21 protein-coding genes and 1 other RNA gene are annotated in these 21,445 nt (G+C 65.7%); 12 read left to right on the plus strand and 10 right to left on the minus strand.

Annotation, left to right across the window (positions count from 1 at the left end):
• Positions 1-4: 4 nt before the first annotated feature.
• From JVX90_RS13060 to JVX90_RS13075, 4 genes are read left to right on the plus strand one after another with little or no spacing between them, the layout of a single operon-like run.
• On the plus strand, positions 5-634 hold the full coding sequence (locus tag JVX90_RS13060; RefSeq protein ID WP_205329178.1) for an alpha/beta hydrolase: 630 nt from the start codon (positions 5-7) through the stop codon (positions 632-634).
• Positions 631-1,503, plus strand: coding sequence for an ABC transporter ATP-binding protein (locus tag JVX90_RS13065; RefSeq protein WP_205329179.1), 873 nt, complete (start codon positions 631-633; stop codon positions 1,501-1,503). Before JVX90_RS13060 ends, JVX90_RS13065 begins: the two co-directional genes overlap by 4 nt.
• A gap of 3 nt (positions 1,504-1,506) precedes the next feature.
• Positions 1,507-2,559 (plus strand): ABC transporter permease subunit, encoded by a 1,053-nt coding sequence (locus tag JVX90_RS13070; RefSeq protein WP_205329180.1) that lies wholly within the window; start codon positions 1,507-1,509, stop codon positions 2,557-2,559.
• The gene (locus JVX90_RS13075) at positions 2,556-2,900 is read left to right on the plus strand and encodes a DUF488 family protein (RefSeq protein WP_205329181.1); all 345 of its coding nucleotides are present in this window, start codon (positions 2,556-2,558) and stop codon (positions 2,898-2,900) included. The genes JVX90_RS13070 and JVX90_RS13075 overlap by 4 nt, the downstream gene beginning before the upstream one ends.
• On the opposite strand, the gene JVX90_RS13080 is transcribed toward JVX90_RS13075, so the two are convergent.
• Positions 2,861-3,445, minus strand: a complete 585-nt coding sequence (locus JVX90_RS13080) for a QsdR family transcriptional regulator (RefSeq protein WP_240193900.1) — start codon at positions 3,443-3,445, stop codon at positions 2,861-2,863. The two genes, JVX90_RS13075 and JVX90_RS13080, sit on opposite strands and share 40 nt — an antisense overlap.
• 144 nt (positions 3,446-3,589) lie before the next feature.
• Between JVX90_RS13080 and JVX90_RS13085 the strand changes: the two genes are divergently transcribed.
• The 5 genes from JVX90_RS13085 to JVX90_RS13105 all read left to right on the plus strand — a co-directional run bounded on the left by JVX90_RS13085 (position 3,590) and on the right by JVX90_RS13105 (position 10,970).
• On the plus strand, positions 3,590-5,251 hold the full coding sequence (locus JVX90_RS13085; protein WP_205329182.1) for a long-chain fatty acid--CoA ligase: 1,662 nt from the start codon (positions 3,590-3,592) through the stop codon (positions 5,249-5,251).
• 367 nt (positions 5,252-5,618) lie between these two features.
• On the plus strand, positions 5,619-7,637 hold the full coding sequence (locus JVX90_RS13090) for a PhoX family phosphatase (protein WP_205329183.1): 2,019 nt from the start codon (positions 5,619-5,621) through the stop codon (positions 7,635-7,637).
• A 43-nt stretch (positions 7,638-7,680) separates the two neighbouring features.
• Positions 7,681-8,706 carry an alpha/beta hydrolase gene (locus tag JVX90_RS13095; protein WP_205329184.1) on the plus strand — a complete coding sequence of 342 codons (1,026 nt, stop codon included), beginning with the start codon at positions 7,681-7,683 and terminating at the stop codon, positions 8,704-8,706.
• 519 nt (positions 8,707-9,225) lie between these two features.
• A complete protein-coding gene (locus JVX90_RS13100) occupies positions 9,226-10,545 on the plus strand; it encodes a hypothetical protein (RefSeq protein ID WP_345891092.1) in 1,320 nt (439 codons plus the stop codon).
• Positions 10,546-10,703: 158 nt separating this feature from the next.
• A complete protein-coding gene (locus tag JVX90_RS13105) occupies positions 10,704-10,970 on the plus strand; it encodes a hypothetical protein (RefSeq protein ID WP_205329186.1) in 267 nt (88 codons plus the stop codon).
• 159 nt (positions 10,971-11,129) lie between these two features.
• On the opposite strand, the gene ssrA is transcribed toward JVX90_RS13105, so the two are convergent.
• Positions 11,130-11,502, minus strand: a transfer-messenger RNA (tmRNA) gene (ssrA, locus tag JVX90_RS13110).
• A 126-nt stretch (positions 11,503-11,628) separates the two neighbouring features.
• Here ssrA and JVX90_RS13115 point away from each other — a divergent pair.
• The gene (locus JVX90_RS13115) at positions 11,629-13,374 is read left to right on the plus strand and encodes a CocE/NonD family hydrolase (RefSeq protein ID WP_205329187.1); all 1,746 of its coding nucleotides are present in this window, start codon (positions 11,629-11,631) and stop codon (positions 13,372-13,374) included.
• Positions 13,375-13,398: 24 nt separating this feature from the next.
• Here JVX90_RS13115 and smpB read toward each other — a convergent pair whose 3' ends face one another.
• Genes smpB through JVX90_RS13150 form a run of 7 tightly spaced genes read right to left on the minus strand, consistent with a single transcriptional unit; the run spans position 13,399 to position 18,403 of the window.
• Complete coding sequence (gene smpB, locus JVX90_RS13120) at positions 13,399-13,872, minus strand: SsrA-binding protein SmpB (protein ID WP_205329188.1); 474 nt, start codon at positions 13,870-13,872, stop codon at positions 13,399-13,401.
• Positions 13,873-13,896: 24 nt separating this feature from the next.
• On the minus strand, positions 13,897-14,802 hold the full coding sequence (gene ftsX, locus JVX90_RS13125; RefSeq protein ID WP_205329189.1) for a permease-like cell division protein FtsX: 906 nt from the start codon (positions 14,800-14,802) through the stop codon (positions 13,897-13,899).
• A 32-nt stretch (positions 14,803-14,834) separates the two neighbouring features.
• The gene (gene ftsE / locus JVX90_RS13130) at positions 14,835-15,521 is read right to left on the minus strand and encodes a cell division ATP-binding protein FtsE (protein WP_008375786.1); all 687 of its coding nucleotides are present in this window, start codon (positions 15,519-15,521) and stop codon (positions 14,835-14,837) included.
• 29 nt (positions 15,522-15,550) lie between these two features.
• Positions 15,551-15,994 carry a hypothetical protein gene (locus JVX90_RS13135; RefSeq protein ID WP_205329190.1) on the minus strand — a complete coding sequence of 148 codons (444 nt, stop codon included), beginning with the start codon at positions 15,992-15,994 and terminating at the stop codon, positions 15,551-15,553.
• Complete coding sequence (locus JVX90_RS13140; RefSeq protein WP_205329191.1) at positions 15,991-16,908, minus strand: mechanosensitive ion channel family protein; 918 nt, start codon at positions 16,906-16,908, stop codon at positions 15,991-15,993. The genes JVX90_RS13135 and JVX90_RS13140 overlap by 4 nt, the downstream gene beginning before the upstream one ends.
• A gap of 9 nt (positions 16,909-16,917) precedes the next feature.
• A complete protein-coding gene (gene prfB / locus JVX90_RS13145; protein WP_205329192.1) occupies positions 16,918-18,030 on the minus strand; it encodes a peptide chain release factor 2 in 1,113 nt (370 codons plus the stop codon).
• 4 nt (positions 18,031-18,034) lie between these two features.
• Positions 18,035-18,403, minus strand: coding sequence for a hypothetical protein (locus tag JVX90_RS13150; protein ID WP_205329193.1), 369 nt, complete (start codon positions 18,401-18,403; stop codon positions 18,035-18,037).
• Between the two features lie 51 nt (positions 18,404-18,454).
• Here JVX90_RS13150 and hisN point away from each other — a divergent pair, with 51 nt between their 5' ends.
• Entirely contained in the window at positions 18,455-19,252 is a 798-nt protein-coding gene (gene hisN / locus JVX90_RS13155) for a histidinol-phosphatase (protein WP_205329194.1), read from the plus strand.
• Positions 19,253-19,254: 2 nt separating this feature from the next.
• On the opposite strand, the gene JVX90_RS13160 is transcribed toward hisN, so the two are convergent.
• Positions 19,255-19,914, minus strand: a complete 660-nt coding sequence (locus JVX90_RS13160; RefSeq protein ID WP_205329195.1) for an MBL fold metallo-hydrolase — start codon at positions 19,912-19,914, stop codon at positions 19,255-19,257.
• A 138-nt stretch (positions 19,915-20,052) separates the two neighbouring features.
• Here JVX90_RS13160 and JVX90_RS13165 point away from each other — a divergent pair, with 138 nt between their 5' ends.
• A complete protein-coding gene (locus tag JVX90_RS13165) occupies positions 20,053-21,420 on the plus strand; it encodes an acyl-CoA dehydrogenase family protein (RefSeq protein WP_205329196.1) in 1,368 nt (455 codons plus the stop codon).
• The last annotated feature ends 25 nt before the right edge of the window (positions 21,421-21,445 follow it).

Raw genomic sequence — 21,445 nt, forward strand, 5'->3', positions numbered from 1 at the left:
GCAAATGTTCACGCGATTCCAAGGTCGATCACCCGACCTCAACGTTCTCGTCCTGCCCGGAGGCACGGACTTCAGCTACCGACCGTTCTCGCCGTGGCAGGGTTCCGCTGTGCGGATGTACCCGTTCACCGCGTCGATCCGCGCGACCTTCGGCAGCCGCGTTCGCGTGCACCAGGCGCGGTACCGCGTCTACGGGTGGAACGGCGGCCAAGCGAGCCCCATGCCGTATGCGCGCCACGCCCTCGAGATCCTGACCCGTGAGAATCCGGATATCCCGGTCGCCGTCATCGGGCATTCGATGGGCGGACGGATAGCCGCTCAGCTCGGCGGAGACGAGCGCGTGACCGACATCCTCGCGCTCGCGCCGTGGTGGCAGTACGCCGACTGGCGGCAGATCCACGACGGTGCGCGTGTCGTTGCGGTGCACGGCGAGGCCGACACCGTCACCTACCCCGCGCGGACCGCAAAGGGCATCGCCGAGCTCGCCGACCGCGGCCTCGACGCCACCTACATCGGGGTCCCCGGAGGCGGCCACCCGATGCTCGACAACGTCGGGCTGTGGCACTCGGAGACGCTTGCGTTCGTCCGTCACTCGCTCCAACGGGCGCGTGTTCTCGACCAGGTGACCGCATGACTGCACAACACGACTGGACCTCCACCGTTCCGGCGCTCACCGGACTCGGACTGGCCCGATCATTCGGCGGACACCAGGCCGTCGCTCACGCCGACATCGCCCTCTACTCCGGCCGGATCATCGGCCTCGTCGGGCCGAACGGCGCGGGAAAGACGACGCTTCTCCTGATGCTCGCCGGCCTGCTCGCCCCGGACCGCGGCGAGCTCCTCCTCGCCGGCGCACCGGCCGACCCGAAGACTCTCCGCGCTCGCATCGGATGGATGCCCGACGTGTTCGGCACCTGGGAGTCGTTGACGCCCCGCGAGATCCTCACCGCCTTCGGCCGCCTGCACGGCGCCGACAAGACCGCCGCCGACCAGCGTGCACTGGAACTCCTCCACCAGGTCCACCTCGTCGAGTTCACCGACCATCCCGCATCCGGCCTGTCCCGCGGTCAGAAACAGCGACTCGGACTGGCGCGTGCACTGGTCAACCGGCCACAGATCATCCTGCTCGACGAGCCCGCATCGGGAATGGACCCACGGTCCCGCATCGAACTTCGCTCTCAACTTCGTGCGCTGGCCGACGCCGGAGCCGCCGTTGTCGTCTCATCGCACATCCTGAGTGAGCTCGAGGAGATGGTCGACGACGTCGTGATGATGACCGGCGGCGTGACCCGCGGAACGCCCGCCGTCTCCGCACCACGATGGCGTATCCGTATGGTCGGCCAACCCGTAGATCAGGCGTCGTACGTCGACCTTCCCGACGACGAGGCAGCGGCGAAACACCTCGCCGCCCTCGTCGCCCAGGGAGCGCCGATCGCCGATTTCAGTCGTGTCACCAGCGGGCTCGAACAGGCCTACCTCAATCTCGACGCCGACAGGACCTGACTCATGAACCTGCAGGCAGTTCGCACCCTCGCCGGACTCGAAGTCCGTCAACGCATCCGCTCCACTCGCTGGCAGATCACCGCCGGGATCCTCTTTCTGCTCGTCAGCATGTTCATCCTCGGCTCGCTGTATCTCGTGGTCGGCATCGCTGGCGTCACCTATCGCGACTGGGCGAGGAACCTCCTCGACATCACGCTCGGCATCGTGCTGTTCCTCGGCGTCGCCGCGGCGCCGACCTTGAGCGCGACGTCGATCAACGGCGACCGCCGGGACGCGACACTCGCCCTGGTCCAGGCCACCCCGATCTCCTCGTGGGACATCGCGATCGGCAAGCTCGTCGGTTCGTGGCTGGCTTCGCTCGCGCTGATCGGCGTGGCTCTCCCCTACCTGCTGTGGGGCATCGCGACGAGCCGCGCGTCGCTCGTGTTCGGTGTCCTCTCCGTGATCGTGACCGCGCTGATCATGCTCGGCTACTGCGCCATCGGGCTCGGCTTCTCCTCACTGACCAACCGTCCGGCGGCGTCGGCCATGCTGACCCAGGCCACTGTGCTGTTCCTGCTCATCGGCCTGCCGATCGGCTTCGGGTTCACCTACCCGCTCGTCGCACAGGACCATCGGGTGGCCGTCACGCACTACGACTACACCTCATCGTCGCCGACCGAGTGCACCCTCGTGATGAAGGACAAGGAGTTCAACCACACCGAGTACACGTGGTGGATGCTTGCACCGAACCCATTGCTCATCGTGAGTGACACCGTTGCGGGCGGCATCAGCGACTTCGACGACGGATCGGACGGGGGCGGGTCCGGGTTCTTCTCGTACCTGCTGTCCGCCGCGAGGACCGGGCCCGAGGTGGCCGACGAGAAGTGCAGCGACCGTCAGACCTATTCCTCCGGTCCACTGGACGACGAGGACTGGTCGGCTCAGAACGTCGGCCGCAGCTGGTACATCGGACTGGTCATGACGCTGGCCATCGGCGGATTCGGCCTGTGGGTGGCAGCCCGCCGCCTCCGCGTACCGGCGGGGAAGCTCGCGCGAGGGGTGCGTGTCGCATGAGTGTGACCGTCGCTCGCGTCTACGACTCTCCGACTGCCGACCGAGTGTTCGTCGATCGACTCTGGCCGCGCGGAATCCGCAAGGACGACCCTCGCATCGGCCGATGGTGCAAGGACGTCGCACCGTCGAACGAACTGCGCAATTGGTACCACGCCAACCGCGACCAGTACGAGTTGTTCACCGCGCGCTACCTGGAGGAGTTGGCTGACGGCGCTGCCGCCGCGGGTCTGGCCGAACTACGAGGTCTCGCCACCTCGGGCGACGTCGAGATCGCCACCGCGGCGAAAGACGTCGAGCACAGTCACGTGCCGGTGATCATCGCCGCGCTCGGACGTTCATGAGCTCCCACCCCGAGTAGCGCGCCACACGCCTGTCCCACTTTGACCGCGTCCGGCTCCTCGCCGGTGATGACGTTCGCGTAGACGAACGTCTCTGTGATCCGGACGAGGATCAGCGCGAGATCGGGAGTCGGAAGCGGAGGCGTGAGGTGTCCGGCGGCCACCTCGTCGTCGATCACCTCTGTGATCCGCTCCACGATCCGCGGCTGAACTCCCCCGGCCTGCGTCGTCATGACGCGTAGAGCACGTTCGGGTTCACGACTGAAGAACAGTCGGATGTGATCGGCGGTGTTCGCCAGTGTCGCGAACTCGACCATCAAGGACGTGATCCGTGCCGCGCCCTTGCCGCGCGACCGTCGGATCGCAGCCTCCATCGTGCGAGACGTCAGACCCCAGAGCACCTCTCCCAGCAGGCCGTCGCGGCCGTGAAAGCGCCGGTAGACGGTGCTGCGGTTGACCCCTGCCTCCGTCGCGAGCTCGCCGACCTCGATGCGCTCACCTGCGATGAATGCCCGCGTGGCAAGCGCCACCACATCGTTGGACGTCACCCGGTCGGCCTCACATTCCATCGTCTGCACCATTTCTCAGGAATGGTGCGCGGTTTCTGGTCTAATGTTGCAAACTAGCCGATGGAGAAGTGAAGCCGCTCACTTTCCGGCGAACCTATGGTCCGGTCCATCCGGACGGCGCGAATGAAGGAGACTCTCTTGATCCAGACCACGATGCAACGCGGAGCACTGACGATTCCGAGCCTCGTCGAGTACAGCCGCCGCATGTTCCCGGAAGCGTCGATCCAGACGTGGACCGGCGAGTCGCTGCGCTCCCAGTCGTTCGCCGAGATCGCCGACACCGGCGCTCAGATCGCACACGCCCTGACCAAGCTCGGAGTGGAGCGCGGCGACCGCGTGGCCACGTTCATGTGGAACAACAACGAACACCAGGCGATCTACGCGGGTGTCCCGTCGATGGGTGCGGTCCTGCACACCCTGAACCTGCGCCTCTCCCCCGAGCAGGCCGTCTTCATCATCAATCACGCCGACGACAAGGTGATCTTCGTCGACGCCACCGTCGCACCGATGCTCGCCGCGTACCTGCAGGGCACCCCGAAGGTGCAGCACGTTGTGGTCGTCAACGGCCCCGCCGATGCCATCACCGCACCCGAGGGCATCACCGTTCACCAGTTCGACGACTTGATCGCAGGCGAACCGACCACCTTCGAATGGCCGGACATCGACGAGAACGACGCCGCCGTCATGTGTTACACCTCGGGCACCACCGGCGACCCGAAGGGCGTCGTCTACTCGCACCGCAGCATCTACCTGCACTCGCTGATCGTCACCACCACCATGGGCATGCGACTGTCGAACGCCGACAAGATGTTGGCGATCGTCCCGATGTTCCATGTGATGTCGTGGGGCCTGCCCTACGCAGCCATGATGTGCGGCGCGACGCTGATCATGCCCGACCGCTTCCTGCAGCCCGAGCCGCTGCTGCAGATCATGGACACCGCGAAGCCGACTCTGGCCGCCGCCGTCCCGACCATCTGGGCCGGCGTCTCGGCGATGCTCGACGCGAAGCCCCAGGACATCAGCCACCTCCGCGAGGTCGTCGTCGGCGGCGCGACCGTCCCGCCGTCGATGATCAAGAAGTTCGACAGCTACGGCGTCACCATCATCCACGCGTGGGGAATGACCGAGACGTCGCCGCTCGGCTCCGTCGCCCGCCCGCCGTCGAGCGCCACCGAGGAGAACGAGTTCGCGTACCGCGTGACGCAGGGCCGCTTCCCGTCGCCCGTCGCAGCACGCCTCATCGGCGACGACGGCACCGAGCAGCCGTGGGACGGCGAGTCCGCGGGCGAACTCGAGGTCTCCGGCCCGTGGATCACCGGCGCGTACTACGACCCGGCGGGCAACGTCACCGACGAGTCGAAGTTCAACAACGGCTGGCTGCGCACCGGTGACGTCGCGACCGTCACTCCCGACGGCTTCATGACGATCGTCGACCGCGCGAAGGACATGATCAAGACCGGCGGCGAGTGGATCTCGTCGGTTGAGCTCGAGAGCATCATCGCGTCGAACCCGACGATCGTCGAGGCCACCGTCGTTGGTGTTCCCGACGCGAAGTGGGACGAGCGCCCGTTCGTCCTTGCGGTCGTCCGCTCCGAGGAGGACGCCGACATCGACGCGCAGCGCAAGTACCTCGAGGACCTGGTCCCGAAGTGGCAGATCCCCGAGCGTTGGTCGTTCGTCACCGAGGTCCCGAAGACCTCGGTCGGCAAGTTCGACAAGAAGCGTGTCCGCAAGGAATACGCCGAAGGCGACTACACCGTGCTGGGCGAGCCCGACAACAGCTGAGACCGGTCCTCAGGTTGGCGTTGTAACCTGAATCTTGCGGTACAACGCTCAACCGAGAGGAGAACCTCATGTTCGATCAGGCTCTGTGGGATGCGATCAACAGCCACGACGGGCTGCTCGGCGTCCTGACGCTGATCTTCTCCGGCGTCAAGTAGCGCCCCGAATCACTGCTCCCCGGGAGTTGGACTGGCCTTCAGTTCACTCTCGGGGAGTTGTCGTATGTGCACGAGCTGCGTCACTCGACCGCGGTGTTCCGTTCGTCTGTAGTTCAACCAGACGAAACCGCCGCGTGAACGGGCCTGCCTAACGTCACCGGAGTATCCGCCAGCCCATAGCGGACCCAGCACTCTGAAGTGAAGGCATCTTCATGCGTATCCCGTTGCAGTTGTTCACCGTCGGCGGAGCGGACGTCGGCCGTTCGGCCCGGTCCCGCACCACCTGTAAGTACAAGTGCGGCGAGGCGTGCTGGCATGAGCCCGGCAACAAGAGCGACAACCCCTACTTCCGAGACGTCGCCCGCACCGCACTGTCGCGTCGCACTGTGCTGCGTGGCACCGTGGGCGCCGTTGTCGCGGTCGGCGCCACGTCGATGCTCGCCGCCTGCGGCGACGACTCCGGCAGCACGGCGTCGAGCGGTCCCCTCGAGGGCATGCGCTTCGACCCCGTCAAGCCGAACACCGACGACGCCCTCCGCATCCCGAAGGGGTACCAGCAGAAGGTCGTCATCCGGTGGGGCGACCCCGTGCTGCCCGGAGCCCCCGCGTTCAACTTCGACGAGCAGACTCCCGAGGCTCAGGCCAAACAGTTCGGCTTCAACAACGACTTCGCCGGCCTCATCCCCATCGCCGGGGAGAAGGACAAGTACTACCTGGTGGTCAACCAGGAGTACACAACCGAGCAGTTCATGTTCCGCGGCTACAAGGAGAAGGAGCCGACCGAACAGCAGGCTCGGATCTCAATGGCCGCCCACGGCATCACGGTCCTCGAAGTCGCCGGCTCGTCGAAGGACGGCTCCCTGACTCCTGTCATCGGGCCCCGCAACCGACGCATCACCGCCAGCACCCCGTTCAGACTCACCGGCCCGGCGGCAGGCACGGACTTGGTCAAGTCCAAAGCCGACACCGCGGGCACGACGATCCTCGGCACCATCGCCAACTGCTCGGGCGGCATCACGCCGTGGGGCACCATGCTGTCCGGCGAAGAGAACTTCCCCGACTACTTCTCGGGCTTCGGAAAGATCACCGACAAGACGGCTTCCGAACGCCTCGACCGGTACGGCTTCGAAGACGACGCCGACTACCACCAGTGGAGCCGATACGAGTCGCGCTTCGACCTGACGAAAGACCCCAACGAGGCTAATCGCTTCGGGTACGTCGTCGAGGTCGACCCGACCGACCCGAACTCGACTCCGCTCAAGCATTCCGCGCTCGGTCGCCTCAAGCACGAGTCGGCGAACATCCACGTCACCGCAGACGGCACCGTCGTCGCCTACACCGGAGACGACGAGCGCTTCGAGTACATCTACAAGTTCGTGTCCAGCCGCAAGATCAAGGACGGCGACCTCCGCCACAACATGGGCATCCTCACCGAAGGCACCCTGTACGTGGCCGAGTTCAGCAGCGACAAGCCCGTCACCGTCGACGACGCGGCAGGCTCCGGTCGCTGGCACAAGCTGATGACCGTCGACGCCGACGGCTCGGCGACCTCTCACATCAAGGGCATGACGGCCGCCGAGGTCGCCGTGTTCACCCGCCTGGCCGCCGACAAGGCGGGCGCCACCAAGATGGACCGCCCCGAGGACATCGAGCCGCACCCGACCAACGGCAAGGTGTACTGCGCCCTCACCAACAACACCAAGCGCGGAGTCGACGGCAAGCCCGGCCCCGATGCAGTGAATCCGCGCAACGAGAACAAGAACGGTCAGATCCTCGAGCTGACCGACGATCACGCCGGTGAGACCTTCACCTGGGACCTGCTCCTCGTCTGCGGCGATCCGAACGAGGCCGACACATACTACGGCGGATTCGACAAGACCAAGGTCAGCCCGATCTCCTGCCCGGACAATATCGCGTTCGATCCGCACGGCAACCTGTGGATCTCCACCGACGGCAACGCCCTCGACAGCAACGACGGCCTGTTCGCAGTCGCGCTCGACGGCGACCGTCGCGGCGAGACCAAACAGTTCCTCACCGTGCCACGCGCCGCCGAGACATGCGGTCCGATCATCGGCGACAAGCGTGTCATCGTCTGTGTCCAACATCCCGGCGAGGAAGACGATCACTCGGCGGACAAGCCGTTCTCGCACTGGCCTGACGGCGGCGACTCACAGCCGCGTCCGGCCGTCGTCGCGGTGTGGCGTGACGACTACGGTCTGATCGGCGGCTGACCAGGGGTCTGATGCGCCCGAGTCCGCAGACTAAGCTCACACTGTGAGCCGCAGGAAGAAACTGACGCTGGCGGCGATCGGCACCGTCTTGGCGCTGGTCCTCAGTGTCACCGTGTGGGTGCTCGTGGCGAACGATTTCAAGTTCCACGAGGAACGCGTCACCATTCAGGGTCCGCGGGGTGAGCTGCACGGTGTCCTCGCCCGCCCCGCGGCGTCCAGCGCTCCCTACGGTCTGGTGGTGTTCGTGCACGGCGACGGCCCCGCCGATGCGAGTCGTGACGACGCGTACAAGCCGTTGTGGGACGCGTTCGCGAAGGCAGGTTTCGCCAGCCTCTCGTGGGACAAGCCGGGCGTCGACGGTGCTCCCGGCGACTGGCTCGATCAGTCGATGCACGATCGAGCCGCAGAGGTCGACGCGGCGATCGCCTGGGCGCACACCCGCGACGACATCGACACCACGCGCATCGGCGCATGGGGAGTCAGTCAGGCGGGCTGGGTGCTCCCAGAGGTGGCCCGAGCACGGCCCGATCTACGGTTCATGATTCTCGTGGGCCCCGCGATCAACTGGCTGCGTCAGGGTGAGTTCAACCTGCGCGCCGACCTCGCCGCGGCGGGAGCGCCCCCCGACCGCGTCGCATCCGAGATGGGGCGTCGTGCGCGCCAGATCCAGCTCCTGAAGGCGGGGGCCGACTACAAGACGTACCTCGCCTCCGAGGTGGATCCCGATCCGATGACCGCCGAACGCTGGGCCTTCGTCTCCCGGAACTTCCGTTCGGATGCCACCGCCGACATCACGCACGTCTCGATCCCGACCCTGCTGATTCTCGGAGGTCGCGACCGGAACGTCGACGTCGCCGAAACCGAACGCGTGTACCGGGCGACGATGCCGCCGAACACGTTGACCGTCAAGAACTTTCCCGACGGAACGCACAGCATGACGCGCAACGACATCGAGTACAACCCGGACAATCTACGAGCCGTCGGACGCACGATCTTCGCCCCGAGGTCTATTTACGTGCCGGGTTACCTGGACGCACTCCGAGTGTTCGCCAAGCGGCAGGCCGGATGACACCGACGTGATTTACTGTGTCATCCGAATGATTCACCCAGACTAGGCAAAGAGGTCTTCATGTTCGATCAGTGGCTGTGGAACACCATCCAGGACAACCCCCACGTCCTCGCGGCTCTTGCGCACGTCTTCTCCGGCGTGCAGTAACTCGAAGCCGATTCCGCGGAACGCCCTCCGACCTCCCCGGGTCGAGGGCGTTTTGTCGTTCCCGGGGCCGGTGGACGGTACGCATCGAGGGCCACGAGATCGGCACAGGTAGCCGGACACGCGATCTCACCATCCTCCACGCGGCACTTCGCCCGACCGGGGAGCCATCGGAAGCCCGGCACCTGTCTGGGTTCCGGGCTTCTGTCGTCCATCCAGATCAGTCGGCCCCGTCACGTCCCTCAGCCATCGGCGGACTGAGGTGCTACCCGTGCGACGATGGCGGCTGTGGACGACGCTAAGAAGCTGATCGAGTCGTATGGGGTGATCGAGCCCGGTGAATACGACTGCGACTGGACGATCAACGGAACAACTATGCGAGGCGAGGTTGAGCTCCTGAGCGGTCACAGTCCTGGCGGGTCCGCAAGAGGTCGACTCCACGACGGACATGCTCCCGGACGCCCTGCCGCGCGTGAGTGGAGGTACCCGCACCACCAGGACGAACCACTAATCCGGGGATACATCGCCAGCCGCGACCTGCACGTAACACTGCTCGACGCGACCGTCACTGCGGTGTTCACCGACCAGTTGCTCATCGCAAGTGCGATTGCGTTGGTATCGAGGCATGAAATGCCCGACAGCGCACTGTTCACGTCGATGTCCGTCCAGATGACGCGTCTCGACCACTTCGTGGGACTGGCCCCGCTCGACACGCAGGTGATCCCGAAGGAGGGGCCGCCCTACGACTTCGGAGCCACGACGACCACGATGAAGCAGGTATGGACCGCGGCCGGCATGACCGCAGAGTTCTGGTACGGGTACCGATCGGCAATCAACCCGTATCAGCTGTCGGTCCGGTTCACGCCTTGGATCAGCTTTACGTCAGCGACCCCCTTGTCTGCCGAGACGTGGCTAAGAAGCTGGTGCCTCCCACTGCGTGCTCTGATCTCAGTATCAACAGGCGAGACCGAGCAGGTAACCCTCGCTACGTTGACTGCTGAGGGTGTTGATGCAGCCAAAGCTCACCTGTTCATGAACCTCAGCACGCATCAGCCCTACTACAGCTCCCAGCGGCCTTCCGAGCGACTCGCGTTTACCGCAGAGAAGAGCAACCTTTCCCTTGTCGACGCGTTGATTCGCAGGAACGAACTGCACGCCGCTGGACACCCCTTGATCGCTGGGTACAACACCGCCGCAATCGGTCGAGACCAACATCCGCAGGCGCGTCTACTGCTACTCCTCCAATGGATGGAAGCGAGCTTCGGCTTCGGTCAGAGGGACAAGATCGCGGTGCAGCAAGCGAAACACGACGCGACCGTCACATCGCTGCTAGAGAAGGTCGCTGAGCTGAAAACCGAAGGGCGACTTACCCGCAGGGAAGCGAAGCTCGCTAAGCGCGTCCCGCGACGTGCCCTGCCCACCTTGGGGGAAGCCCTTAGCCACTACCTCAGTCGTCATGCCGACCTCGACACCGAGCAGATGCTGGGTCGCACGGTGCTCATCGCTGAGCTGATCGAGTCCGATTGCGAGTCGGTGATCGACGCGTTGCGGACCATCCGCAACGGCCTGTCACACGGAACCGAGAGCTACGAGCCGCGACGACTGGACGAACTGGTCAGAGTCCTCCATCCCCTGGTCCGGGCCGAGTATCTGGCTCTGCTGGGCGGGTCATTCGATGCGGCGTCGCCGACGTAACTGGTGCATCCGTCTCACGGGGAGGTTCCCCTCGGACCTGTCGCCATCGGCCTCGACGCGAGCGTAGTTTAAGCCGATCCTGCGCTCATCCCAAGTCTGACCGCGACCCTCGAAGACTGCCGTGCTGCGGCAGCCGAGGCAGGCGGTACCGCGAGATAGTGCTCCTGCTGGCATACTCCGGCCTCCGGTGGGGCGAGATGGCCGCGCTCCGCCCGATGGACATCAGCGTCGAGACCGGGCGCATCGAAATCGTCCGGTCCGCGAGCAAGCGGGACGGCGGCTATGACTACGTGGCCCTGATCCCCACCACCGACTTCCCGGTCATCTCACCGCACATGCTCCGACACACGGCGGCGAGCCTCGTGACCGCCTCCGGGGCCGTGGTCAACGTCCAGAGGCCGCTCGGCACAAGAGCACCGCGATGACACTCGACCACTACGGGCACCTCTACGAGACCGACCTGGACGATGTGGCCGAACGTCTCGCAAGGTTTACTGTGCCCAAACCGTGCCCACGGAGCCCGATGCGCCCACGATCAGACAATAAAAAAAGCCCCTCACCTGCGTAAACAGGCAAGGGGCCTTCCGTGGAGCCGCCGGGAATTGAACCCGGGTCCTCCGTCACGTCAATGGGGCTTCTCCGTGTGCAGTCCGCTATGTCTCTACTTGGATCTCCCGGTCTCACGAACAAGCCGGGATGACGATCCCAGTCGCTGTTTGTTGTCCTGTCGCCGTCCGCGACCGGCGACGACAGTGAGTTCCCTAGCTGATGCCGGCATCCGGTTCCGGGAACTTAGAACCGGGCCGACAGACTAGCCTCGTTGATCAAGCAGCGAGTGCGTAGTCGCGCTGATTGGAATCGGCGCTTAATTGGTTGCTGCGACGCTTACGGTGGTCTCTAGCCTGCACCGACACGCTTCCCCCACCTCGATGCACGTAGTCGAAACCGATCGGCCCCTAGGTGGTGTCCCCCGTTTCCGGCGGACATCTAATGATAACCAACCTGCCGCGAAGAATCATCCCGTTATTCTCCGGACGTGGTGTCACAGTCGCTTCCCGCTGAGATCTGAGTAACGTCAGGCGAGTGACGAGTACCAGATCACTCTGTATCCGTACACTCAGTGCGCTCGCCGTCGTTGCGATCAGCACGACGGTGTGGCCGGCATCGGCGCATGCGCGTCCCGAGGCGGTCGACGTCCAGACGCTCCATTTCGACGCGGGCGGCGGGTGCGACATCGTCGGCGACCTGTACACACCGTCCTCAGCGACTGGTTCGACGCCGGCGCCGGCGATCCTGACGACCAACGGATTCGCCGGATCGAAGGACGACCTGAAAGGCTCTGCGCTGATGTACGCCGAGCGCGGCTATGTGGTCCTGGCCTACTCCGGACTGGGATTCGGGGGATCCGGATGCCGCGTCACGCTCGACACCCCGTCGATCGACGGTAGAGCCGCGTCGAAGCTCATCAGCTATCTCGGCGGGTCGAGTGGAATCGCCTACCGCGACCGATCTCATCTGATTCCGGCCACTCCCGTCAGGAACGTCCGCCTCGACGACCGCGGTTCGGACGGTCGGCACCACGCGCACGATCCACGGGTCGGGATGATCGGCGGATCGTACGGTGGACAGATCCAGTTCGCGACCGCCTCGGTCGATCCGCGCCTGGACACGATCGTCCCGATGGCGACGTGGAACGACTTGTCGTACTCCGTCTTCCCGAACAGCGTCGGTCAGAGCCGAGGCGTCACGACCGCGACTCCCGGCGCCGCGAAGATCAACTGGGGCATGACCTTCGCCGCAGGCGGCATCGTCTCCGGCGTGACCGACCCCGGTGTCACTCCCGACCGGCTGACCGGTTGTCCGAACTTCCCACGCGAAGTGTGCGACGGGGTGGTTCAGGGGATCACATCCGGTGTCCCCGAACCGCGAGTTGTCGCGAGGCTCCGGGCCGGATCGGTTGCGCGATACCTCGATCGGGTCCGCATCCCGACTCTCCTCATCCAAGGACAGAAGGACACACTCTTCAACCTGAACGAATCACTCGCGACGTACCGCGGCCTGAGTGACAACGGGGTGCCGACCGGCCTCATCTGGTATTCCGGTGGTCATTCCGGTCCGGCCGCCCCCGGTGACTTCGACGAGAAACACCCCGATCCCGGCAGCCAATACGTCGCGCGGCGTCAACTCGACTGGATGGCCCACTATCTTGCGGGCACACCCGCGTCGACCGGACCGACGTTCGCATACTTCCGCGACTGGGTGCCGTATCGGGGCGACGCGGCTCCGGCGTACGCGGCATCGGCCGGAGTCGACCTCGATTCCGTCGTCACCTACCCGTTCGTCAACCGGGCGGCGCATTTCACCACGCCGCCTTTCGGGCTGCCGACCAGCGGCGACTCTCCCGACGGTCTCAAGTTGATCACCGCGCCCGGTCAGGACGTCCCGGGCACGTTCGTGCACTGGGACTCGGCTCCCCTTCGTGGATCCACCGATGTCGTCGGCTCGCCGACCGTCAAGCTCCGGCTGCGGACCAACGTCCGGCCGTTCGCGCCCGTGACAGACCGGCTGGTCGTCTTCGTGCGCATCCAGGACGTCGCACCGTCGGGGCGGGTGACAACCGTCGGCGACCAGGTCGCGCCGGCGAGGATCGCAGACCCCACCCGCCCGGTGACGATCACCGTTCCAGCCTTCGTCCACCGATTCGACCGTGGACACCGCATTCGAGTCCTGGTGTCCGGGGGGTCGACGAATTACCGTGGCGGCTCCGTTCCGGCGCCGGTGACGATCACCCCCGGAGGACAGCAGACGGTGACCCTGCCCATCCGTTGACGACTTCCGCGCCGGAAGTCGTCCTCACATGCCCTTCACGCGGCGGCCGATGGTCCGCTCGACTTCACGCTTGGCGGTCCGCTCGGCGATGTCGCGACGCTTGTCGTGCGCCTGCTTACCGCGCGCGAGCGCGAGTTCGAGCTTGGCGTGACCGTCGGAGAAGTACATCTGCAGCGGGACCAGCGTCAGGTTGCCGTCGCGGATCTTGCCGATCAGGTTGTCGATCTCCTGGCGGTGGAGCAGCAGCTTCCGCTTGCGGCGCGGTGCGTGGTTGGTCCACGTGCCGCTGCCGTACTCGGCGATGTGCAGACCGTTGATCCACACCTCACCGTCGTCGATGGTCGCGAACGCGTCGACGAGGGATGCCTTGCCCTCGCGCAGCGCCTTCACCTCGGTGCCCTGCAGCACCATGCCGGCCTCGTACGTGTCCAGGATGGTGTACAAGTGCCGAGCTTTGCGGTTGGTCGCCACCACCGCTTTGCCCTTCTCTCTAGGCACGATTCACCTCCTGATCCCTCGTGTTCATTCTCGGACGTAGACGCGCAGCGTGCCGTAGGCGGTCAGACCCGCCAGCAGGATGCCGGACAGGACGAGCCACGGAGAGACGAACCAGACGTCGGCCGTCGTGATGCGCGCCAAGATGTTCACACCGTAGAGGTCTTCGAGCGCTTTGTCGAAGAAGAATATCTTCGCGAGGAACAGACCACCGATCGCGAGAACCGCGCCGACCACCGCGGCGACAACCGCTTCCAGCAGGAAGGGCAGCTGCGTGTACCAACGGGTGGCACCGACGAGCCGCATGATCGACACTTCCGTCTTGCGCGTGTACGCCGCTATCTGAACCGTGTTGACGATCAGCAGTATCGCGGCGACGGCGAGGACCGCGGCGATCGCGAACGCCGCATTCCGCGCGCCGTCGAGCACGCTGAAGATGCGTTTCACGAGATCACGTTGATCGAGGACGCCGTCGACGCCCTCGGCTCGCGAGAACTTGTCGAGGACGTCGCCGAACCGGCTCGGATCGTCCATTCGCACACGGAGCGCACCCTGGTACGCGTCCTTCCGGATGAAGTCCGCGAGCTCGGGCGAATCCTTCTCCCACGCGGCCTTCGCGGTGCGGAACGCCTGATCCTGGCTGATGAACGTCACCGAACCGACACCCGGCTCGGCCTCCAGGTCCGTCCGGAGGGTTGTGCACGGCGCGGACAGGCAGTTCGGGTCGGCCTTGGTGACGGCGTCGTTGATGAAGAACTGCATCTCCACCCGGTCGAGGAAGATCTTCTGGCTCTTGTCGGCCATCTGGATCACCAGCATTCCGCCGCCGAGCATGCCGAGGGTGATCGCCGTGGTCAGAACCATGGCGACGGTCATGGTGATGTTCCGGCGAAGTCCGTTGAGGACCTCGCGGATGATGAAGTTCACGCGCATGAGGTGCTTGTCTCTCCTGTCTACGGCCCGGCTCAGCCGATGCCGTACACGCCGTAGTCGTCGTTGCGGACAAGGGAACCGTTGTTGAACTCGACGACGCGACGGCGCATCGAGTCGACGATGTGCCGGTCGTGCGTGGCCATCACCACTGTTGTGCCGCCCCTGTTCACCCGATCCAGGACGTCGACGATCTCCTCACTGGTCTCGGGGTCCAAGTTGCCGGTCGGCTCGTCGGCCAACAGCAACGCCGGACGGTTGACGATGGCGCGGGCGATCGCCACCCGCTGCATCTCGCCTCCGGAGAGCTCCTGCGGCATGCGGTTCGCCTTGCCCGCGAGCCCCACGTACTCGAGCGTCTCCGGCACCGCCTCGCGGATCGTCGACGCCGGTTTGCCGATCACTTCGAGCGCAAACGCGACGTTGTCGGCAACGGTCTTCTGCTGGAGGAGACGGAAGTCCTGGAACACGCATCCGATCGACTGGCGCAGTTTGGGAACCTGACGTCCCTTGAGCTTGTTGACGTGGAAGTCGCCGACCCAGGTGTCGCCTGACGTCTGCCGGTCCTCTTTGAGGAGCAGGCGGAAGAACGTCGACTTGCCCGAGCCGGACGGGCCGATCAGAAACGCGAACTCGCCCTTGTCGATCTCGAGCGTCAAGTCCGAGAGCGCGGGCCGGGTCGACTTCGCGTATTGCATCGTCACATTCGACAGCTTGATCACGCTGACCAAGTGTACTGATGATGCTCCGGTCAGCGGCCGGTGCTGGTCTCCGGCGTCGCCGTGTCGGTATCGCGGTCGGTTGTCGGAGTGGTGCTGAGGCGGGTCTCGGCGGGCGCCGAGCGGCGAGGGTTCGCGGGCTCGTCCGTCGTCGACGTGTCGGTCGGCTCCATGGAGTCCTCGGTGGTCGTCGGCGTCGACTCCTCCGTCGACGTCGGAACCTCGGTCCGCGTGGGCTCGGGGGTCTGCGTCTGTTCGGTCTGCGTGACCGGAGCGGTCTTGTCCTCGGGCGGGAAGTAATGCCCGGACGAGAACCCGTAGAAGGCGAGCAGCCCGAGCCACACGACGCACAGCACAAGGGTGGTCGTCCGCACCCGCGTGTGATAGACGTGCCGCATCCGATACGCGAGCTGCTGCAGGCGAGTCTGCGGCTCGACGGGAAGCGGGTTGCGCCCGCTCGGTGTCGGGTCGATCATTCTGCGCTCCCCTCGGTCAGGTCGTTCGATGCCGTGGCCTCGGCGGACGTGGCGTCGACGCCGTGCTGCCAGAGCCCGAACACGATCTCCGACCGCAATGCTCGACCGACACCGAACTGCTGCCCCGGCAACGTGCGGGCGACGATGCGGACGGTCAGGGAGTCGAGTTCGAGATTGATCACGCCGAGCGGTGTGGGTTCGTCCAGCAGCAGGCGATGCCATTTCGGGTCGGCGTAGAACCGTCGGCCGACCTCGCGGAGAGTGTCGTTGACAACGTTGATGTCGGTGTCGGCGGGCACGGGGACGTCGACGACGGCTCGCGCCCAGTCCTTCGACAGGTTCGTCGATTTGATCATCTGGCCGTTGGGGACGGTGATCAGCTCACCGTCCGAACTGCGCAGCCGAGTTGCGCGGAGGGTCACGTCTTCGACGGTGCCTTCGGCTTCGCTGCCGGACACCGACAGTTTCACGACGTCGCCGTACCCGTACTGGTGCTCGGCGATGATGAAGAATCCCGCCAACACGTCCTGGACAATGCGCTGCGCGCCGAAACCCAGTGCCGCGCCGAGCACGGCGCTCAACCCGACGAGGCTCGAGGTGGTGACCCACGACGAGAGCAGCCGCAGTCCCACCACCACGACGACGATCGCGATGAGAGTCCACGCCACGACGTCGACGAGAGCACGGCGATGCTTCATGTCCTCGGACTGGACGATGTCGTCGCTGTTCTCGAAACGCGTCACCGTGCGTTGGGAGTACTTGTCGGCGGCCCAGCGGATGCAGCGGACCACCAGCATCGCTCCGACGATCCACAGCAGGATGCTGACGAAGTCGACGGCCAGCCACCGTTCCCAGTCACGCATCCACGACGGGAGCCCGATGGTGTCGACGAGATATGAGACCTGCGGCGTCATGGGCGACCCCTACGCGTTCTCGTCCATCCGCCAGCGGATGCCCGCTTCGATGAAGCGGTCCAGGTCACCGTCGAGGATGGCGCTCGGGTTGTTGCTCTCCACGTTGGTCCGCAGATCCTTGACCATCTGGTACGGCTGCAGGACGTACGAGCGCATCTGGTTACCCCAGCTGGCGCCGGTGTCGCTCTTGAGCGCGTCCATCTGGGCGCGTTCTTCGAGTCGCTTGCGTTCGAGGAGCTTGGCCTGCAGAACGCGCATCGCAGCGGCCTTGTTCTGCAGCTGGCTCTTCTCGTTCTGACAGGTCACGACGATGCCCGTCGGCACGTGAGTCAGGCGCACCGCCGAGTCTGTCGTGTTGACCGACTGCCCGCCGGGGCCCGACGAGCGGTAGACGTCGACGCGCAGATCGTTCTCGTCGATGTCGATATGGTCTGTGGTCTCGACGACCGGCAGCACCTCGACCTCGGCGAACGACGTCTGGCGTCGGCCCTGGTTGTCGAAGGGGCTGATGCGGACCAGACGGTGGGTGCCCTGCTCGACCGAGAGGGTTCCGTACATGTACGGCGCCTTGATCGCGAAGGTCGCCGACTTGAGCCCGGCTTCTTCGGCGTACGACGTGTCGTACACCTCGACCGAGTGGCCGTGCTGCTCGGCCCAACGGATGTACATGCGCATGAGCATCTGCGCCCAGTCGGCGGCGTCGACGCCGCCCGCACCGGACCGGATGTTGACGAGCGCCTCGCGCGGGTCGTACTCCCCGGCGAGCATGGTCTTCACTTCCATCGCCGCGATGTCGCGACGCAGGTCTGCGCGCTCGGCGTCGGCGTCGGCGATCGCGGCGGCCTGGTCGTCGCCCTCTTCGGCTTCGGCGAGCTCATACAGGACCGGCAGATCGTCGAGTCGTGAGCGGAGTTCGGTGACGCGCCGCAACTCGCTCTGAGCGTGCGACAACTCGCTGGTCACCTTCTGCGCGTGATCCTGGTTGTTCCACAGGTCCGGATCGGACGCCTGCATCTCCAACTCGTCGATACGGCGGCGGAGTTCGTCGAGATCCACCACTTTCTCGACCGTGGTCAAGGTGGCGTCAAGCGATTCGAGGTCGGCAGAGGCTTCGGGATGCACCCGGTCAGCCTACCGAGTCGGAGAGGGTCCCGAAACGCCAGGTGGATTCCTCTTTACCCGGCTTGTAGACGACGGGCCGATCTTCACCCGGCCTCGGCTCGACCGCTCCGGACGGCAGGACCACGCGCCCGTACACTTCGACCCCCGGCGCGTCCGGCCCGATGATCGTGCCGGCGATGGTGCAGGTTCGGGCGCCGTTCCGATCCATTGCGCCGCTGGCGGAGCTTGTGATCGTCATCGTGCCGTCGACGTATCCGCGGCCTGCCGACGCCATGCCGAATCCACCCGCCGGACCGTTTCCACGTGACACTTTCAGCAGGATCACACTCACGATCAACAGCGCGGTGAACAGGACGAGTATCCACGACGGCATGCGCTCAACCCTACCGTCGCGACACGCATCGTTTGTCGGTAGCGTGACCGCGTGGCCATTGACTCCGCCGGTTCCGAACACGCGTCCGATCTCGCGCTCGCCCTCGAGCTGGCGACGGCCGCGGACGCGCTCACCTCTGCCCGTTTCGGTGCACTCGACCTCCAGGTCGATTCGAAGCCGGACCTGACGCCGGTGTCCGACGCCGACCTCGCCTGTGAACGACTACTCCGCGACCGCCTCCAGCAGGCCCGCCCCGACGACGCCGTACTCGGAGAGGAGTTCGGCGGCGACCAGGTCCTGACAGGTCGCCAGTGGGTGATCGACCCGATCGACGGCACCAAGAACTTCGTACGCGGAGTCCCGGTGTGGTCGACGCTGATCGCGCTGCTCGTCGACGGCGTTCCCGTTGTGGGTGTGGTCAGCGCGCCCGCACTGAACCGCCGCTGGTGGGCGTCGGACGGTGCGGGTGCGTTCACCTCCCACGACGGGGTCGAGCGCTCGATCAGCGTCTCGAAGGTCGGCGACCTCGCGTCGTCGTCGCTGGCGTTCTCGAGTCTCTCCGGCTGGAAGGACCTCGGAATCCGAGATGAGTTCATCGACCTCACCGACCGCGTGTGGCGGGTTCGCGGGTATGGCGACTTCTTCAACTACTGCCTCGTCGCCGAGGGTTCAGTGGACGTGACCGCCGAACCCGAGGTGTCCCTGTGGGACCTCGCTCCCCTCGACATCCTCGTCCGCGAGGCCGGCGGTCGGTTCACCGCCCTCGACGGCAGCGCCGGACCGGCGGGCGGCAGTGCCGTCGCGTCGAACGGACTGCTGCACGACGACGTCGTCTCCGCCCTGCGCTGAGCTCAGAGGTCGACGGCCTCTCCGACAGGGAGGATCCGGTATTCCGTGCCGTCGGGCGCCATCTCGGCGAGCCGCGCGTTGTGTACGGCACGACCGGCGTCGGACTGAACGGCCTGGTGGATGCCGAAAGCGATGCGGGGATGCACCGCCCGCAGGTAGTCGATCGGCTCGCTGATCTTGAGCCACGGCGCAGCGGCGGGCAACGCGAGGACGTCGATGCGCTCGAACGGGATGTACAGGCTGTCACCGGGATGGCAGAACGCGCCAGGCCGACCGTCGACGTCGAGAACGTACGAGATGTTGTCGATCACGGGCAGCTCCGGATGGATCACGGCGTGCCGCCCTCCCGTGCCCCGCACGGTGAACGCTCCGACACTGAGGAGTTCACCGGGCGCGATGACCGACCACTGACCCGCGTCGCCGCGAGCGTTGAGCTGGGCCGCCGTCTGCGGGTCCGCGTACCGGACGGCGTCGGGGTTGGCCTCGACGAGTGCGGGCAAGCGCGCCGGATCGGCATGATCAGGATGCTGGTGGGTCACGAGAATCGCATCCAGCCCGGTCAGCGACTCGAAGCCGGTGGAGAAGTTCCCCGGGTCGAAGAGGACTCGCGTCCCGTTGTGCTCAACGAGGACACAGGAGTGTTCGAGGTGAGTGAACAGCATGTTCTCGACGCTACTCGCCGTCGCCTGAGACGACTTCGCCATTGACGCGTGACAACTTTCTTACCGCAGAGTAAGGTCAGTTCTTACTACGGAGTAAGAACTCCGCCGGTCCGTTCACTCGACACATCTGGTGAGGATATGACAACCAACACCGAGCCCCGCGACACGTCGTCCGTCGGCAACGCACCCCACAAGCGCAGCGCCATCGGAGCCGCGATGCGCGTCTTGACCGCCATCACAGGATCCGACCTGGCCGAGAAGTACGGCCTGCGCGAACCGATCAACCGCGTGGCCTACGAGGCCACCAAGACCGGTTTCAAGACCCTCGGTGCCGCGAACCGCGCGTTCACGCAGGTCGCAGGTGGTGGCAAGCCGCAGCGCCCGGCCACCTCGTCCAAGGGATTCTTCAACCTGAACCCTGACGACGAGCAGGCGATGATCGCCGAGACCGTCAAGGATTTCTCCACCGAGATCCTGCGTCCGGCCGCGTACGACGCCGACAACGCCGCCACCGCTCCCGAGGACATCCTCAAGCGCTCGGCCGAACTCGGCATCACGATGATCAACGTGCCCGAAGAACTCGACGGCGCAGCCACCGATCGCAACGTCGTAACCAACGCCCTCGTCGCCGAGGCCATGGCGTACGGCGACATGGGCCTCGCCGTGCCGCTGCTCGCACCGAGCGGTGTCGCGACCACCCTGACCAACTTCGGCAGCGACGGCCAGCAGCGCACGTACCTCCCCGACTACGCGGGCGAGAACGTCCCGACGTCGGCCGTCGTCATCGCCGAGCCGCGTCCGCTGTTCGACGCCTTCGCGCTTCAGACCAAGGCCACCCGCGCACCGAGCGGCTACCGCCTCAACGGCGTGAAGAGCTTCGTGCCCGCCGCCGGCAGCTCCGAGCTGTTCATCGTCGGCGCACAGCTCGACGGTCGTCCGGCGCTGTTCATCGTCGAATCCGACACCAAGGGCCTCTCCGTCGAGGCCGACCCGGGCATGGGTCTGCGCGCCGCGGGCATGGGTCGCCTGATCCTCGACGACGTGTCGGTGCCGGCCACCGCTCTGCTCGGTGAGGTCGAGGGTGACGAGGCAGCCGCCGCGTACCGCGACGTGGTACGCCTGTCTCGCCTCGGCTGGTCGGCGCTCGCAGTCGGCACCGCGACCGCGATGCTCGACTACGTGGTCCCCTACGTCAACGAGCGCGAGGCCTTCGGCGAGCCGATCTCCAACCGCCAGGCCGTGGCGTTCATGGTCGCGAACATGGCCACCGAGATCGACGGTCTGCGTCTGGTGACGCTCCGCGGCGCATCGCGCGCCGAGCAGGGCCTCTCGTTCGCTCGCGAGGCCGCGCTCGCGCGCAAGCTGACCATCGACAAGGGCCTGCAGATCGGCCTCGACGGCGTGCAGTTGCTCGGCGGCCACGGCTTCACCAAGGAGCACCCGGTGGAGCGCTGGTACCGCGATCTGCGCGGCGCGGGCATCGGCGAGGGCGTCATCGTCCTCTGACGGACGACGACCTGAGAAGGAGCAG

The organism is Gordonia sp. PDNC005 (assembly GCF_016919385.1).
Taxonomy (GTDB): Bacteria; Actinomycetota; Actinomycetes; order Mycobacteriales; family Mycobacteriaceae; genus Gordonia.

Excerpts from the sequence above, each read along its gene's own strand:
- JVX90_RS13060 (WP_205329178.1), top strand. The coding sequence starts at position 5 with ATGTTCACGCGATTCCAAGGTCGATCACCCGACCTCAACGTTCTCGTC.
- JVX90_RS13065 (WP_205329179.1), top strand. The coding sequence starts at position 631 with ATGACTGCACAACACGACTGGACCTCCACCGTTCCGGCGCTCACCGGA.
- JVX90_RS13070 (WP_205329180.1), top strand. The coding sequence starts at position 1,507 with ATGAACCTGCAGGCAGTTCGCACCCTCGCCGGACTCGAAGTCCGTCAA.
- JVX90_RS13075 (WP_205329181.1), top strand. The coding sequence starts at position 2,556 with ATGAGTGTGACCGTCGCTCGCGTCTACGACTCTCCGACTGCCGACCGA.
- JVX90_RS13085 (WP_205329182.1), top strand. The coding sequence starts at position 3,590 with ATGAAGGAGACTCTCTTGATCCAGACCACGATGCAACGCGGAGCACTG.
- JVX90_RS13090 (WP_205329183.1), top strand. The coding sequence starts at position 5,619 with ATGCGTATCCCGTTGCAGTTGTTCACCGTCGGCGGAGCGGACGTCGGC.
- JVX90_RS13100 (WP_345891092.1), top strand. The coding sequence starts at position 9,226 with ATGCGAGGCGAGGTTGAGCTCCTGAGCGGTCACAGTCCTGGCGGGTCC.
- ftsX (WP_205329189.1), bottom strand. The coding sequence starts at position 14,802 with ATGCGCGTGAACTTCATCATCCGCGAGGTCCTCAACGGACTTCGCCGG.
- JVX90_RS13135 (WP_205329190.1), bottom strand. The coding sequence starts at position 15,994 with ATGATCGACCCGACACCGAGCGGGCGCAACCCGCTTCCCGTCGAGCCG.
- JVX90_RS13140 (WP_205329191.1), bottom strand. The coding sequence starts at position 16,908 with ATGACGCCGCAGGTCTCATATCTCGTCGACACCATCGGGCTCCCGTCG.
- JVX90_RS13150 (WP_205329193.1), bottom strand. The coding sequence starts at position 18,403 with ATGCCGTCGTGGATACTCGTCCTGTTCACCGCGCTGTTGATCGTGAGT.
- JVX90_RS13160 (WP_205329195.1), bottom strand. The coding sequence starts at position 19,914 with ATGCTGTTCACTCACCTCGAACACTCCTGTGTCCTCGTTGAGCACAAC.
- JVX90_RS13165 (WP_205329196.1), top strand. The coding sequence starts at position 20,053 with ATGACAACCAACACCGAGCCCCGCGACACGTCGTCCGTCGGCAACGCA.